Genomic DNA, 15,446 nt, shown 5'->3' on the forward strand with positions numbered 1-15,446 from the left:
GTCCCCCTATCTCCGGTCGACAAACCGTTTCGGCCGGCCGGGCAGCCGGGAGAGCTCAAGGCCCTTGGGCGGAACAACGTTGAACCCGATCTCGAACAGGTTCTCCTCCTGCTTCTTCTGGAGCGTCGGTTTCCACGAGTAGAATGAGCGCCTGAACCGTTCTGCAATCCCCTCGCGGTCGCAGGAGGACAGATCTTTGCATTCCACGCTCACCCGGAGCAGGGTCTTCTCCTGGTCGTCGCCCGCGTACAGGAACGCCTCGTACTCCCCCGTGAGATATTCCATGTTCTCGCGCTGGAACACGCCGCGTTCCACATCCACCCGGTTCATGGGCGTGCCGTGGGCCCAGAACGTCTCGGCCTCCCGCTGGGGCGTGTAAATCCGCATGTGCGTCCGGCCGCAGGCGCACTTCTCCCGGCTGGTGACAACGGTCGTGTCATCGGTGTCGTAGTTGATGAGGAGCATCCCGCACTTTGCCCCGACCGGGAGCAGTGTCGTGAGCACGATCCGCCCGCACTCGCCTTCCTTCACGAAATCCTTCAGCTGCGGATCGTAGAGGTCCATGTGGACGAGGTCTTCGGGCACATGGAGGCCCTGTTTTGCCGTGCACTCCCCGCACATCGATCCCTCGGTGCTGCCGTACGTGTTGAAGACATCGCAGCCCCAGAGTTCGGCAAGGTATTCCCGCGACTCGTCCGCAAAGGCCTCGCCGCCCGCGATGAGTTTTGTCACCCCGGACTCCTTCGGGTTCAGGCCCTCGGCCTCCATCTGCCGTGCAAGCCGGATCAGCTTGAAGACACTGCCCACGATCCCGGTCGGCCGGTAGTTCGTGATGACGCGGAGCGGGAAGGTGCACTTACCGTACGGAACGACCGTGATCCCGAGGTCCCGGGCGGCAAGCGTCATCGTGTTCGCCCCCACGTTCATGCCATACGAGGCGCAGATCACCACCCGGTCGCCCCGGGTGAATCCCTGCGATGTGAAGATGCGGGCATATTTCTCGGCCAGCCGCTCCCATTCTTCCCAGCAGAGGAAAAAACTCTTGGGCACTCCGCTCGTCCCGCTCGTCTCGTGGATGGTGAAGATATCCTGCGGTGCAACGGAGAGGAAACCAAAGTCCGGGCGGTTCGGGGGTTGGTTGGCCCGGACATCGCTGCCGGAGATGATCGGGAGCTCCTGGAGATCTTCGTGCTCCCGGATACTCGCCGGATCGATCTTGTGTTCGCGGAACCAGGTGCGGTAGAACGGTGAGTGATCGTTCGCATACTTCACAGTATAACGGACCCGCTCATCGATCAGGGCATCGAGCTCGGACCGTGGCAGGGTCTCGATCTTCTCGCGGTAGTATCGGCTGTTCAAGGTGCACACCCAATGAACAGTGAAGGCGTGCCGTGGTACATAATCATTTGCTTCAGGGACGTTTGGCCCGGGCTCTGGTACCTGCACGGACATGCCTTCGGGTAAGGAGCGGATGGGGGCGAATGAGAGAAAAAATGGATCTCTTTATTAAACCGGATATCATTCGTACATTTCAGGATCATCCATGGAAACAAACCAGCTTGTCAGGTACGGATCGATAATCCTTGCCCTCTGCGTCATCGTTGCCAGCATCTGGGTCATCGTTACGCCGCCCGTTGGCGACGAAATCCAGGGAATCGCCCTGATGGCAATCGGCTTCATCATGCTTGCCGTTGTCTACCACATCATGCGGCTTGAACAGAAGTGCAAGACTGCCTGATTTTTTGATCGCATGGTGACGATACACGGTTCACCGGAAGATGCCGTGCTCTTACTAGAGGAGCGGATCAAGGCACTGAACGCGGTGAAGAAAGACGGGGCCGGCCTTGACTATTACGACTTCGTCCGCTGGTGCTCGAAGACCTGGCAGACCGTCGAGGGGATCTACGGGGCTGATGACCCCCGCGTAGAGGAACTCCGGACCCTCGCCCTCTTCAACTGCTCCTGCAATGCCTCGATGCAGGCCCTCATCCTGGCAGAGGATTACCATGCCCGGTTGATCTCATTCATTGACGAGATCCGGGAGGGCATGGCCGGATAAGATTGTACGGTGCTGAACCATCGCAGGATCAGGAAATTCCCTTGCCCGACACTATCCCTGTTTTTGTGAAAACGCAGGTCAACCTGCCTTCACCGGCCCGCTCCGGAAGAACAGGCCCAGCACAACAAACGGCGCAAGGTACAGAATATCGATGTACCCGATTCCCGCCCAGATGAAAGCAACCCCGAGCACCGCCACGCCAAGCGGCACGAGGAATTTTTTTGCCAGGAACGATGCCTCGGTCTCCTCAAGCGCCGGCTCAAGGAGTTCTATGTGCGTGCGGGCATGGTGCCACTGCCAGACAAGGACAAGGGAGAGGGCGAGATAGTTGACCTGGAAAAGGATGTTCGAGGCCGGGACCTCGTCGCTCATGGAAGCGAAACTCTGGGTGAAAGGGACAAAGACCACGATCATCAGCGAGAGCAGGTGGAGGTAGATGAACCGGAAATCAAAGGTCTTCATCCGGTGAAACATCTGGAAGTAAAAAAGCCAGAACATGCCGAGGATCAGAAATGCGCCGGCAAAGTCGATGATCTCCAGGATGACCGAGACAAGGTAAAGAACAAAGGAGGTGTCTGTTGTTATCGACCCTGCCACGGGTGTCGTGATGTTCCTTACCATCAGGGTCATCGTGAACGCGTAGATGCCGTTCGTGATCCGTTCGAGGTTCACCTTGCTGATCGGGTCCATGCAGGATTCACATTCCTGCCCGGGAAATGTGCGCCGCAGGGTATTGTTCTTTACGGAATGCAGGGCCCGGCAACCGGAGGGTCAGGACACCGGTAGCAAAAGCCCGGGCTTTTCCCCTTGACGACATGCCCTCCGGGCAACGCCGAGCATAGCGAGGAGAGGGAGCCATCGCAATTTTTAAGTGCTTCCATACCGAGGAGGATGTCAAAAAAATCACCAGATCACCGCCCGCTCGCTCTCGTTCCGGTACAGGGCATCGCCCGGTTGGATCTCCGGGAATGTCTCATAGAACTCGGGGATGTTGAAGACAACGCCGTTGACCCGGTATTTCGATGCCGAATGCGGGTCGGTGTATACCCAGTTCCGCTCCGCCTCCTCCCGGGCGTTCTCCCGCCAGACCTGGGCATATGCATAGAAGAACTCCCGCTCATTTACCGGATCGGATGCCGGTCCTGCGGCACTCCTCCAGGCATGGTAGGCAATCGTTACGCCCCCGAGGTCCGCGATGTTCTCCCCCAGGGTCAGGTTGCCATTGAGGGGGAGGCCGGGAAGGACCTCGAACTGGTTATACTCGCTCACGAGGAGGGCAGTGCGGCCGGTGAACTGCGCTCTATCCTCTTCCGTCCACCAGTCTGCAAGGTTCCCGTCCTTGTCATACTGCCGGCCCTGATCATCGAACCCGTGCGTCATCTCGTGGGCAACCACCGCCCCGAGAGCGCCGTAGTTCCTTGCGGCGTCCGCATCCGGGTCAAAGAACGGCGGCTGGAGGATCGCCGCGGGGAAGACAATCTCGTTTGTCGACGGGTTGTAATACGCATTCACGGTCTGCGGCGACATGAACCAGACATCCGGGTCAACCGGCCGGCCAATCCGTCCGAGTCCATAGGGCCCGTGGATCAGGTTGTATGCCGAGGCAGCACGGACATTCCCGCTGTAGGAGCCGGTGAGTTCCAGGCCCGCGTAATCCATCCATGTGTCCGGGTATGCGATCTTCTGGCGCATGGCAGCGAGTTTCTCCCGGGCCCGTTCTTTTGTGGCGCTGCCCATCCAGGTGAGGTTCCCCATCCGTGCATCGAACGTCTGCCGGATCGTTTGGAACATCCCGGTCACCATGCCGTGGGTACGGGGGTCGACGTATTCGGCAACGTACTGTTTTCCCACAAGGTCGCCCAGCTGGGAGTCGCCGGTGTGCACGACCCGTTTCCATCGGGGCAGCATCTCGGTCACGCCGTTGAGGGTCCGGTCATAGAAAGCAAAATGTTCCTCCTCGAAGGATGCGCCGAGGTACGGTGAGGTTTCATCGATCAGCCGGTACCGGAGATAGAGTTTCCAGTCCGCGAGCGGTGCAGTCGAGATCTCCTTCTCCAGGGTGTCCAGGTACTTCGGCTGGTACACGTTCACCTTCGTCACCTGCCCGGATCCCGGAATGGACGTGAGCCGGTCCCATCCGATCGACGGCCAGCGCTCCTTCAGTTCCGCAAGGGTGTAGACATTGGTTGTCCGCTGCGGGTCGCGGTTCTCCTCGTTCGTGAACTGGCCGAGGGCAAGGGTCTTCTCCATGGCATAGATCGTCTTTGCATCCGCGGCGGCCTGTGCCCCGGATTCTCCGGAGAGGACCAGTACCTTCCTGATGTGGTCCTGGTAGGCCTCCTGCGTTGCCACGCTCTTATTGTCCGTCCGCGTGTAATAGTCGCGGTCGGGCATGCCGAGCCCACCCTGCCAGAGCGTCGCGATCACTTCGGTAGTATTCCGTGTATTGACCTCGCCCAGGTAGAAATAGAGCGGGGTTGCCCCGCGCTCCAGCAGGACGACGGTGACGTTCGCCAGGTCCTCCCGGGAACCAATCGCATCGATCGCAGCAAGGTCCGCGGAAAGCGTTTCGAGCCCTTCGGCATCGATCGCCTGCGTGTCCATTCCCGAGCGGTAGAACTGCCCGATGAGGGCGGTGTTCCGGTCTGTCGTCGTTACGGTCGCGTTCGCGGCCCGGCTCATGAGGGCATGGAGATCTTCGTCAGCCTTGTCGCGCAACAGGGTAAGGGTCCCGACATACTTCTTGTCGGCAGGAATCGGATTCTCCCGCTGCCAGGCGTCATTCACATGGGTATAAAAGTCGTCACCCGGCCGGATGGATTCATTCAGCGTGTACCACGGCTGGGGAGCCGGCGTTGCGCTCACCGGATGTCCCGCCCCGGTACCAATGGGGGTGGTGCACCCGGCAGCAGCGAGACAGGCAATAAGCGATACGATCAGGAGCAAGCGTTTCACAATGAGTACCCATACTCAGTCAACACGAATAAGAGTTGCCAGGAGCGGCAGGATACGTACAGCAAAAACGACCCGGTTGTAAAAAACCCGGAGTCGGGGGTTCCGGCCCGGATCAGGGCTTTTCGATCCGGCACTCTGCCGCCACTTCGCCGACTTCAGCAAACATCGCAGCGATCGGGCAGAGCCGGGCAAGCGTCTCATCGATAATGTGCTTCATCATCGCGTCATCCACATCCGCCCGCAGCGTGATCACCAGATGAACATGATCGAAAAATGCCGGCATCGTCTTCTTCCGCGTCCCGTGGATCGCAATCTTCATCTCTGACGGTACGATGCCGTTATCTCCAAGAGCCAGCAGGATCTTCACGCCAATGCATCCCCCGAGCGAGCCGATAAGGTACTGGATGGGATTCGGGGCATTCCCATGCCCGCCCATACCGACCGGGGCCTCCATCGGAAAGGTAATGTCACCGGAGACTGTGCGGGCAGTGAACGCACCATTGCCGGTGTACGTAACAATCATGTCAACCGGTTTCCACTCCTTCCGCGATTCGGCCCAGGGGATCTCCGTGCTCATGCAATACCGGTTGTCCTTGCTGCATAAGAAATCGTGCGGGAAACCACGAACGCAGATTTGTCCTCACCTTTGACGACAACAAGGAATATGCTTAAAAAATTTGTTGACCGGCTCTTGCATGAACAGGTCCATTGCTGGAGGCTGGACGCAACGTCGAAATACAATTACTATGAGTGCCAGTTTTATTGTGAAGCAGTCTGCTGAATGATGAGCAGGGGCACGGAATATCACGGTGGATCCAGTGTGAGGGTGACTCTCCCGGGAAATTTCCGACGAAAAGAATTGCTCCTCCGTCGGTACGATCCCGCTTAAAACCCCCTCCCGGTTCGTTTTGTGTGCTCATATCCAGAAAAAACAAGGATCGATGAACAGGGAGGGAATATACTGGCATTTTTTTACGTATAATCCAGTCTCTATTGGGCAAAAAAACGATAATTTATGGGACTTTTCAAAATGGTGTACTGTAATTCGGTAAAAAGTGCGAACCTCCAAAAGTCGGTTTTTCAAAATGAGCCCGGATTCGAAAAAGAATCTCTATACGGGCAGATTTGTTTCCGGCAGCCGGGCATCGTACAACGAGGGGTACGGAAGGGAGCTCACCTGCGACAGGCCGGTTTTCCGTGGACCGGACCCGTAGGGAGAGTTTGTGGGTATGCACGTGCTATGATGCATTGAGCAAATCCTGTCGGAAATTTTTGTGCCGGACCCTGCCCAAAAATCTTTCAGCGCGACCACGATTGCGATTGATTTGCTGATCCGGATCAACCGGACCCTGGTGAAACATTTTTGAGCGGCCCCTTATCAAAAAAATTTCAGCAGACCCTGCCTGCGAAATATTCCATGGATCTGTATGAACGGAAAACCTGCATGGTGCATCATCGACGAGGAGACTTCCGGATTTTCGTGCAGACCCTGCGCAATTTTTTCCGGGCAGTCCTTGCTCAAAATTTTTGCAGCAGACTCTGCTTGAATTTTTTTTGCCGGACCCTGCTCACAATTTTTCAAACGCGATCGGGATCGCGATTGAGAATGTGTTTTGGATCAATCAGACATTGATTGAATATTTTTTGCCGGACTATAGGTATGAACTGTAAAGCTCACGCAAACGATGCGATGCCCTACGCGCGAAAGGTCTGCCGACTACTCCAAGAGTGTTGATACTCACTTCTCGCAGTTCAGGTTTGAAAACCTTCACCGGCTCGAAGAACACACTGGCGTTCATCTCGTGTCTCGACATTACGCAACTCACTTACCTGTACGAGAACTTGCGTACAGGCCGTTGCCCGACGAGGGAGCGACGACCCCCCCGAGCGACCGCTAGGCGGGGGGATCTCAAATATTACTCCGGGTTTTCGACCATCCCTTCACGGGGAAGATTAACACGGCAAAATGCTTTGGCGGATGGCTGCCGCGACAGGTAGTGGTGGACTAAAACCCGCTGCTTAAGAGGTCCGCACTCCACATCAGATCTTTTCAAATGCCTCAATGAAAGCTTCCCGGGAAATAATAAGGAGATCGTTTGGAAAAAAGATTGCGGATTTAGAAATCCGTCATAACCCTGAACTGGTCAATCTCATCACGGTTGAGCTGCTCTAAGAACTCGTCGGCAGCATGGCCGATGTCCTTGCTCGCAGTGATAGCACGGCCGACCACGAGGATGTCGGCGCCGGACTTCAGCGCTTCCTTCACAACATCCACGCGGATACCGCCGGCGGTTGCGACCAGCAGCTTGCCGCCTGCCGCCTTCTTGATGGCCGGGATGTCGCCCCAGGCATGGGCGGTCTCTTCCACATCGATTGCGCGGTGGAGCTCCACGATGTCAGGTTTTACTTTCAGGCTCGCGATCAGTTTTGCCGGGTTCGTGACGTTCAGCATATCGATGATCGAGTAGATGCCGACCTTCCGGGCCTCGGAGATCGCCTTCTCGATGGTGGAGGTCGGGGCAAGGCCCGAGACCACGACCGCGTCGGCCGTTGCATCGGCCGCCATGCGGGCTTCGAGATTGCCGGTGTCGAGGATCTTCATGTCCGCGATGATGAACGCGTTCGGGCGGAGTTTCCGGATCTCGCCAAGCACCGAGAGGCCGAACTTCTTGATGAGCGGGGTGCCGGCCTCGATGATCACGTGGTCGTTGTCGGGCACGCTCTTCAGGACCTGGGCAACCTTGCCCATGTCCACGAGATCCATTGCCACCTGCAGGTACGGCGGGTCCCAGAGCCGGGTAACCTTGAAGCCCATGATGGCATGGGCTGCACGGTCCTTCTCGAAAACAAGCGTCTTGGTGTCCGGGAACTTCTCGAGCGCCCGGTGGATCGCAAGCTTCGTCGCCCCGTAGTTGTAGCGGTAGATCTTGTTGTAGTCCTTTGCATCCGGGTGGACAAACGCCGAGCAGATGATAACGGTGTTCTCGATGTCGAGACCGGCAAAGGCGTTCTCCTCAACGCAGTCGGCTACAGCCTTCGCAACCGCGGCCTGCACCGGGCCGAACATCTCGTTGACCTGGTCCATGTCCTTCAAGGTGACCTTCGGGATGATGACAGTCGCAGGCTTGGTCAGCAGGTTCGGGCGTACTACGGCAAGAAGGGGCGTGTGCCCCTGGGAAAGCTGCGAGATCGCGTTTGCGAACGCGTTCCCGACCGGGCCTTCCTTATCTCCCATAAGGAGGTCGATGTGCGCCAGTTCCGCGCCATCGCCAATCAGTGCTTCTCCGACAAGATACATGGAATACTCCGTGTTGCTAATTATCTGCCGTTTATCTATGATAAAGTTACGAGCCGGGCTCTGAACCGTAGGGACGATCGCACCATCCCGCACACAGTTTGGTATAATATATGAGGCCCGCGCCGGGCTCAAAGAGGCACCGAGGAGAGGCACCGAGGCTGTGACTCGTTGCAGGCGGCCGTTGCCGTGCCTATCCTGCGATCATGTGCGAGAGAAGGATATTCAGCCCGATCGCGATCAGGATAAGGCCACCCGCGATCTCGATCCGTTTCCCGAGAACGGACTTGAGCTGTATTCCCGATAAAACACCCGCACACGAAAAAATGAAGGCCACGATCCCAATGATGAGAGCGGGCATAAGCACATCCATGTGGAGGAATGCAAAGGACACACCCACCGCAAGAGCATCGATGCTTGTTGCAAAAGAGAGAAGCATCACCGGAACAAAGGCAAGGTTGCTGATCTTCTCTTCTTCTTCCCCGGTTTCCAGCCCTTCATGGATCATCTTTGCGCCAATGACCGCGAGCAGGATGAACGCCACCCAGTGATCGAACCCGGCAATAAACACCGTTAATCCGGTGCCGGCAGCCCATCCAACCAGCGTCATGCCGGCCTGGAAACTCCCAAAGCAGAGCGCAATGATGAGCGCTGTTTTCAAAAGATTTGCCTTTGTCGATGTCCCGATGGCAAGAGAGACTGCCAGGCAGTCCATTGCAAGCGCGATGCCAATGAGAACGGGGGTGACGAGGTCCATGGATTTGTTAATTGTTCGAGCCGGGGGAAATAAGGGCACTGGACGCTCCACGATTATTCAGATGAACGATTATACGAGGAGTTTTCCCGAGAAGACCTGCACCGCATTGCCCGAAAGGATGATCCGGTCGCCCGCAAGTCTCACTCGTACCGATCCTCCCCGTACTGAGCACTGGAACCCGGTCATCTCCGTCTTGTTCAGCTTCTCTCCCCAGTACGGCGCAAGGCAGCAGTGGGCCGAGCCGGTCACCGGGTCCTCGGGCACGCCAACGGCCGGCGCAAAGAACCGTGAGACAAAGTCAAAATGCGGCAGATCGGATACCGCCGTAACAATGATGCCCCGCGCCTTGATGAGGGCGAGTGCCTCCATGTCCGGTTCCAGGCTGCATACATCATCGGCAAGGGGAAGCTCGACAAGGATGTCGAACCGGTTCCGGCCGGTGTAGAGCGGCTCGATCCCAAGCGCCTGACCGAGGCCGGGGATCGCCATGGAGGTCTTCGGGGGTTCGGCCGGGAAGTCCATGCTGATCCAGTCGCCGTCCTTTCGGGCTGTCAGCCTGCCGGAGAGCGTTTCGAAAACGATCTCCCGGTCTTCTGGAACGCGGCGGGTCTCGTAGAGAACTGACGCTGCCGCAAGTGTTGCATGCCCGCACAGCTCGATCTCCTTTGCGGGCGTGAACCACCGCAGCCGCCAGCCCTGCCCCTCAGGGGAGAGGAACGCGGTCTCGGAGTGCTTCAGCTCGGCGGCCACCTGCTGCATCCATGTATCGTCAGCCGGGCCGTCCGGGATACAGACACCCGCCGTGTTCCCGCGGAACGGTGAACTCGTGAAGGCGTCAACGAGGTGCAGTTCTGCTTCCATGGAAGAGAGGTTGCGTGCCGGGGGAAATAAAGGATCGGGAGAGGGCACGGGAAAAGAAAATCTTAAGAGAAAACGTGGGGTTGGTGAGATTTGAACTCACGATCGACGGGTCTCTCCGACATGCGCATCAGTGCTCCAACGGGTCATCATAGAATGTTTCTCAGTAGACCCATTGTTCATCATCTGCGAGCACGAAAGAACGCAAAGACCGCTGGAGCCCGTCGCCATACCGGGCTAGGCCACAACCCCTCACGCCAGCAGGGACGGTATTCCCATACTGACTCAATAAAATCGCACTGTATAAACTTAAGAGTTTTGTTCCCGTGCCGGCCCGGGCAAGAGGGCAGGTGCACCACTTCCGCCACGGATCATCACGCATATAAAATCCCATGCCCCAGTACTGGTGCAATGGTCGAGGGCAGTTACACGTGCGGAACATCAGCAGTCCCCCTGCTGGGCATGACCATCGGCGAGATGGTCGATAGTATTGCGGCAAAATACCCGGACACCGATGCGGTCGTGTCCATGCACCAGAATATCCGGTGGACCTACAAGGAATTCCTCGAACAGGTGGACACCGTTGCCCGGGCACTGATGGGCCTTGGCGTAGAGAAGGGCAACCGCGTCGGCATCTGGGCGATGAACTATGCCGAGTGGGTCGTGGTGCAGTTTGCCACCTCCAAGATCGGCGCCATCATGGTGAACATCAACCCGGCGTACCGGACCTACGAGCTCGAGTACGTGCTCAAGCAGGCCGAGATCCAGACCCTGATCGTCCAGGGCCGGTTCAAGACCTCGGACTACGTGGGAATGTTCTACGAGGCCTGCCCCGAGGTGTATGAATGCAAGCCCGGCAAGATCGCAAGCGAGAAGTTCCCGTTCTTAAAGCACGCGATCTTCCTTGGTGACATCCCCTATAACGGCATGTTCACGTGGGGGGATTTCCTGAAAAAATCCGAGGAGATCTCTGTTGACGAACTGAAAGAGCGTGGCGAGGGACTCACCTTTGACGATCCCATCAACATCCAGTACACGAGCGGCACCACGGGATTCCCGAAAGGTGTTGTCCTGACGCACCACAATGTCCTCAACAACGGGTACATCATCGGAGAAGGCATGGGCTTTTCCGACAAGGACCGGCTCTGCATTCCCGTCCCGTTCTACCACTGTTTCGGCATGGTCCTCTCCAACCTCGCCTGCGTCACCCATGGCTCGACCATGGTCCTGCCCGCACCGACCTTCGACGCCGAGGAAGTCCTCAAGACCGTCGAGAAGGAGCACTGCACGGCTCTCCACGGCGTCCCGACCATGTTCATCGCCGAGCTCGCCCACCCGAACTTCGCGAAGTACGACCTCCGTTCCCTCCGGACCGGCATCATGGCCGGTTCTCCCTGCCCCATTGAAGTGATGAAAGAAGTCAACACCCGGATGAATATGAGCGAGATCGTGATCGTGTACGGCCAGACCGAGACTGCTCCCGGCGTCACCATGACCACGACAAAGGACCCGCTCGACCGCCGGGTCACGACCGTTGGCCGGGCATTCCCGCACACCGAGCTCAAGATCATCGACCCCAATACCGGCAAGATCGTCCCCACGGGAGCGATTGGCGAGATCTGCGCTCGTGGCTACTGCGTGATGAAGTGCTACTACAACAATCCCGCGGCCACCCATGCAACGCTCGACAAGGATCGCTGGAACCATACGGGAGACCTCGGCACCATGGACGATGAGGGATATTTCAAGATCGTTGGCCGGCTCAAGGACATGGTGATCCGGGGCGGCGAGAACATCTATCCCCGCGAGATCGAAGAGTTCCTGCACCACCACGAGAAGATCTCCGATGTCTACATCACAGGGGTGCCGGATGTCAAGTACGGAGAGGAGCTTTGCGCCTGGGTGAAACTGAAACCGGGCGTGACCATGACCGAGCAGGAGGTCAAGGACTATTGCAAAGGGAAGATCGCCCGGTACAAGATCCCCCGGTACGTGCTGTTCGTGCAGGAGTTCCCGATCACAATCTCGGGAAAGATCCAGAAGTTCAAGATGCGCGAAGAATCAATCAAGGTGCTCGGCCTGGAAGAGGCTGCGCATATCCAGACAGCGTAACTTTTTTTCGTGATATTCATCATTCACGAAATCAGAGATCGCTGGTACGTTCTTCTCATCCCCGAGGCCCGATGGCCTCTTGGAACCTGAAGAAGCTGCGGACATCGAGATGGCGGATCCATCAGGATTTTCCTTTTTTATCCCAATCGTTGCGGAGTTACGGATGACATACAATCATACCGAAAACTTACACCGCGGGTTTTTCATAAAGGCTCCGGCTTGGCAGAAAAGCCGGTTCGGGCATGCCAGCGCAGGGGTTTTCCAATAATTTTGTAAAAAAAACGGGACATTTTATACAACGCGATTTACATCCATATAAAAATTTTGGTTTTCATCGGTAGAAAACGGGGAAAAGTGGTGCATATACTTAAGTATCCGATAAATTAATGTACAATCGTTAACTCCGGAGAGAGAGGATGAAATTTGAATTACGGATAATCTGCTTTGTTTTTCTGATCGGGTTGTGCCTGGTACCGTCCGCCGTTATGGCGGCAACGAAAATAACATGTGATGGTGTTTATACTTATGATGAACTTGATGTCCCACTCATGGAAGGGAAGACGTACTGTTCCCTGAACGCCGATGTCAATTCAACGAAGACATTGGGGAATGTAACCTCATTCGATAAGACGTTTACCCTCCAATCCAATGGCCATACGATCCTTCTCAACAATACCCTCCGGTTCAACGGTGTCGGTAAAACAGTCACATTTGCGGATGCTGCACGCTTCCAGTACGATCCGGATGGTACCAATGATCGGTTCCTCGATGCAAGCCTGATTAAGCTGGATGGCACTAGCATGACCATTACCACTAATGGGAATCCAGTCCTTTCAGCCGGATCGTTCAGCAAAACGGGGATTAATGTCAGCGGGAACAGCAACAATCTCGGTGCCTGGGAAATTTCCGGCTCGTCAATCTCCCCGATTGTCAATGTTTCCGGTTCCCAGAACCAGATCACCCTCTCATCTTCTTCAACGGTAGCATCCTCGCTGGCAGCGGCAAAGGGGATAAACCTTGTCGGAGATTCCAACACAATCTCCTTTAACACCACAAACATCACGGCAGCCGGGGGGAAAGTATGGCTTGAATCCACTGCATCTGGAAATACTTTGTCAGATACCGGGTTTGTGCCGGTAGTATACATATACAACGGGACTGCGGTAAAAAACACATATGCATGGTATTTCTTTAACGAAAGCTGGTCACCCTCCGGATTAAACCAGAATATGACTATCAACGTCACTCATTGTCTCCCCCTTGCCGGGAATGTGGGAATATCTGCAAATTTCACCAATATGTCGGGCACTGTCACAGATCAGCACACGAATACATCCCTTGATGTGGTCAATGGCTATTCCGGAGGACTCCTGTTCAATTATACCAAGAATACTGTTTTTTACAAGTTCCCTGCAGAGATCCCTGTCAATATAACATTTGGTGACAACTCATTCGGGAGCTCATACCAGGAATTCAAAATCGGTACTGTTGTAGTCCTGAACTTCGATCCTGTACATTCTGTCACCATGCCCAGCGGGATGCAGTTCAATGAGACGCAGACCACCAACTGGTCGACTATCCCGGACTTCACTGCCGCATCCAACCTTCGCTTTGTTGCCGAAGATGCAGCAACACACACACTCCGCGGTAACCTGAGTTTCTCAGACATCCTTGATCTGACAGATCCGACAACCGGTTCCGCCCTTCAAAACCTCGGTAATAACCTGAACATCGCTTCTGCGGGAAACAGCATAGACCTTATTGTATCTTCTGCAGGAATGTCAGCATTCAACAAGAAAGCAATCTTAACCGTCTACCCAACGGGATTTAACTTTGCATCAGGAAATGACATCAAGATCACTGCCACAACGGATGCTGGTACATCCTATGTCCTTTATAACAAAGGCATATGGCTTGATAAAGCTGGATTTGTTGCCACTGGCGACGATGTAACGATCGGCTCCGGCTGGATCCGACTCCCGGTCCAACACTTCAGCAAATATGATTTCGGCGAGGGGTCATCCGGCAGCGGATCCAGCAGCGGATCATCCACGAGCGGGAATGGCGGCAGTTCCGATCCCCCTGGAATGACCTCAGTTTCAAAGACAAAGGATGTGGTTAATGTCGGAGGCGGTTCGGCCGTGACAAGCGTGGAGGCAGTTGGTACTAACCTTGGGAAAAATCTTGTCATCACCGCCCGACCGGTGAGCCCCCTGCCCTCGACCATCAAATCACTTTCAACACCCGTTTACCAATATATCTCAATCACGACTAGTACTATCCCCGGTACACTCAGCCAGGCAATTCTCTCATTCAATGTACCAAAATCATGGCTCTCTGCTAACGCGCTCACGAAAGGGGATATCGTCATGATGCACTATGTCAACGGACAGTGGCAAGCACTCGAGACCCGGTTTATCTCAGAAAACGCAGACTCCGTGAGGTATGAGGCAATCTCCCCGAGTTTCTCCTACTTTGCAATCGCTTACCAGCAGAATGGCACAAACATGTCGGCAGTATCAACATCATCAGCTACCACTGCAGTAGTTACTATGTCTTCGGATAAGATGTCCTCCGGCATGAACCCTACGACCCCAAGGATAACGGTGGCATCGATCACAACAACACAAACAACGGTTGCATCATCATCCCTGTTGTCGCCACCTGTTGAAGGGACGCCCATTTCGATAATGGTTGTAACCGGAATACTTGGGGTCGCGGCAATCATCATGGGGGCATTCCTTGTTCACCGGCGGTCGGTGCGCCGTCAGAACCCTACATTATTTGATAATTCAAGATAATTTTTTAATTATAGAACGGGAGACACGAGGGAGGAATCCTTCGAATAGTATAGTATGTTTTCTCTTTTGGACTTTTTCCTGCCGAAACAGATAAAGCAGAACCTCTTTTTTGGATTCAAAGGGAAAAACTATTTCTCCAGAACAACTCATTCTGCATCATATGAACGGTGATCGTCTCATGCCGGTTCTTGGCTTTGTGCTTATTATCCTTGCTGCATCTACCATGGCGGGATGTATATCGCCGAAGACTGAGACAACGGTGCCGGAGACCATCACCTCGATACCGCAGAACTTCAATGCAAACGACTGCTTCTTCCAGGTCGATGATTCTGCGCACAGCATGAATTACGGGCCGGTGCGGGAGATCACGATCACCGGTCATGTCAGCAACATCTGCAGCATCCCGATGGACAAGCTCACGGTGCGGGCAACATTCTATGACACTACCGGAAAACGACTCGCTTCGGCCGACGGGTATGCCGGGCGTGTCGGGTACCACGAGATCGTGCCATTCACGCTCACGGCAGATATTCCCTCGGACGCCGGTGCGTTCAGGTACACCCTGGAACCGGTATTTCTCCGGTAACCGGGAAGAGCGCTCTCCCGTTT

The 15,446-nt window shown here is 55.5% G+C and carries 12 protein-coding genes and 1 tRNA gene; 5 read left to right on the plus strand and 8 right to left on the minus strand.

What is annotated here, in order from left to right:
* Positions 1-6: 6 nt before the first annotated feature.
* On the minus strand, positions 7-1,452 hold the full coding sequence (gene ftsA, locus METFOR_RS10040) for a coenzyme F390 synthetase (protein WP_015286027.1): 1,446 nt from the start codon (positions 1,450-1,452) through the stop codon (positions 7-9).
* A 91-nt stretch (positions 1,453-1,543) separates the two neighbouring features.
* On the opposite strand from ftsA, the gene METFOR_RS10045 reads away from it, so the two are divergent.
* Both METFOR_RS10045 and METFOR_RS10050 read left to right on the plus strand, forming a co-directional pair.
* Complete coding sequence (locus tag METFOR_RS10045) at positions 1,544-1,738, plus strand: hypothetical protein (protein ID WP_015286028.1); 195 nt, start codon at positions 1,544-1,546, stop codon at positions 1,736-1,738.
* 12 nt (positions 1,739-1,750) lie between these two features.
* The gene (locus METFOR_RS10050) at positions 1,751-2,059 is read left to right on the plus strand and encodes a hypothetical protein (RefSeq protein WP_048110934.1); all 309 of its coding nucleotides are present in this window, start codon (positions 1,751-1,753) and stop codon (positions 2,057-2,059) included.
* Between the two features lie 78 nt (positions 2,060-2,137).
* Here the strand turns inward: METFOR_RS10050 and METFOR_RS10055 are convergent, their stop codons facing one another.
* The 7 genes from METFOR_RS10055 to METFOR_RS15405 form a co-directional block, all read right to left on the minus strand.
* Positions 2,138-2,749: a TMEM175 family protein gene (locus METFOR_RS10055; protein WP_015286030.1), complete on the minus strand. Its 612-nt coding sequence runs from the start codon at positions 2,747-2,749 to the stop codon at positions 2,138-2,140.
* 213 nt (positions 2,750-2,962) lie between these two features.
* Positions 2,963-5,014 carry a M13 family metallopeptidase gene (locus METFOR_RS10060; protein WP_015286031.1) on the minus strand — a complete coding sequence of 684 codons (2,052 nt, stop codon included), beginning with the start codon at positions 5,012-5,014 and terminating at the stop codon, positions 2,963-2,965.
* Between the two features lie 112 nt (positions 5,015-5,126).
* Complete coding sequence (locus tag METFOR_RS10065) at positions 5,127-5,591, minus strand: OsmC family protein (RefSeq protein WP_015286032.1); 465 nt, start codon at positions 5,589-5,591, stop codon at positions 5,127-5,129.
* Between the two features lie 1,539 nt (positions 5,592-7,130).
* A complete protein-coding gene (locus METFOR_RS10070) occupies positions 7,131-8,312 on the minus strand; it encodes a bifunctional 5,6,7,8-tetrahydromethanopterin hydro-lyase/3-hexulose-6-phosphate synthase (RefSeq protein WP_015286033.1) in 1,182 nt (393 codons plus the stop codon).
* A gap of 190 nt (positions 8,313-8,502) precedes the next feature.
* Positions 8,503-9,066, minus strand: coding sequence for a manganese efflux pump MntP (locus tag METFOR_RS10075; protein ID WP_015286034.1), 564 nt, complete (start codon positions 9,064-9,066; stop codon positions 8,503-8,505).
* A 69-nt stretch (positions 9,067-9,135) separates the two neighbouring features.
* Complete coding sequence (locus METFOR_RS10080) at positions 9,136-9,927, minus strand: PhzF family phenazine biosynthesis protein (RefSeq protein ID WP_015286035.1); 792 nt, start codon at positions 9,925-9,927, stop codon at positions 9,136-9,138.
* Positions 9,928-10,002: 75 nt separating this feature from the next.
* Positions 10,003-10,176, minus strand: a tRNA-Trp gene (locus METFOR_RS15405).
* A 159-nt stretch (positions 10,177-10,335) separates the two neighbouring features.
* On the opposite strand from METFOR_RS15405, the gene METFOR_RS10085 reads away from it, so the two are divergent.
* The 3 genes from METFOR_RS10085 to METFOR_RS10095 all read left to right on the plus strand — a co-directional run bounded on the left by METFOR_RS10085 (position 10,336) and on the right by METFOR_RS10095 (position 15,423).
* Positions 10,336-12,036, plus strand: a complete 1,701-nt coding sequence (locus METFOR_RS10085) for an AMP-binding protein (protein ID WP_015286036.1) — start codon at positions 10,336-10,338, stop codon at positions 12,034-12,036.
* Positions 12,037-12,521: 485 nt separating this feature from the next.
* The gene (locus METFOR_RS10090; RefSeq protein WP_158491379.1) at positions 12,522-14,837 is read left to right on the plus strand and encodes a PGF-pre-PGF domain-containing protein; all 2,316 of its coding nucleotides are present in this window, start codon (positions 12,522-12,524) and stop codon (positions 14,835-14,837) included.
* A gap of 160 nt (positions 14,838-14,997) precedes the next feature.
* Positions 14,998-15,423 carry an FxLYD domain-containing protein gene (locus tag METFOR_RS10095; protein WP_015286038.1) on the plus strand — a complete coding sequence of 142 codons (426 nt, stop codon included), beginning with the start codon at positions 14,998-15,000 and terminating at the stop codon, positions 15,421-15,423.
* Positions 15,424-15,446: the final 23 nt, after the last annotated feature.

This window comes from Methanoregula formicica SMSP, from assembly GCF_000327485.1.
Taxonomy (GTDB): domain Archaea; phylum Halobacteriota; class Methanomicrobia; order Methanomicrobiales; family Methanospirillaceae; genus Methanoregula; species Methanoregula formicica.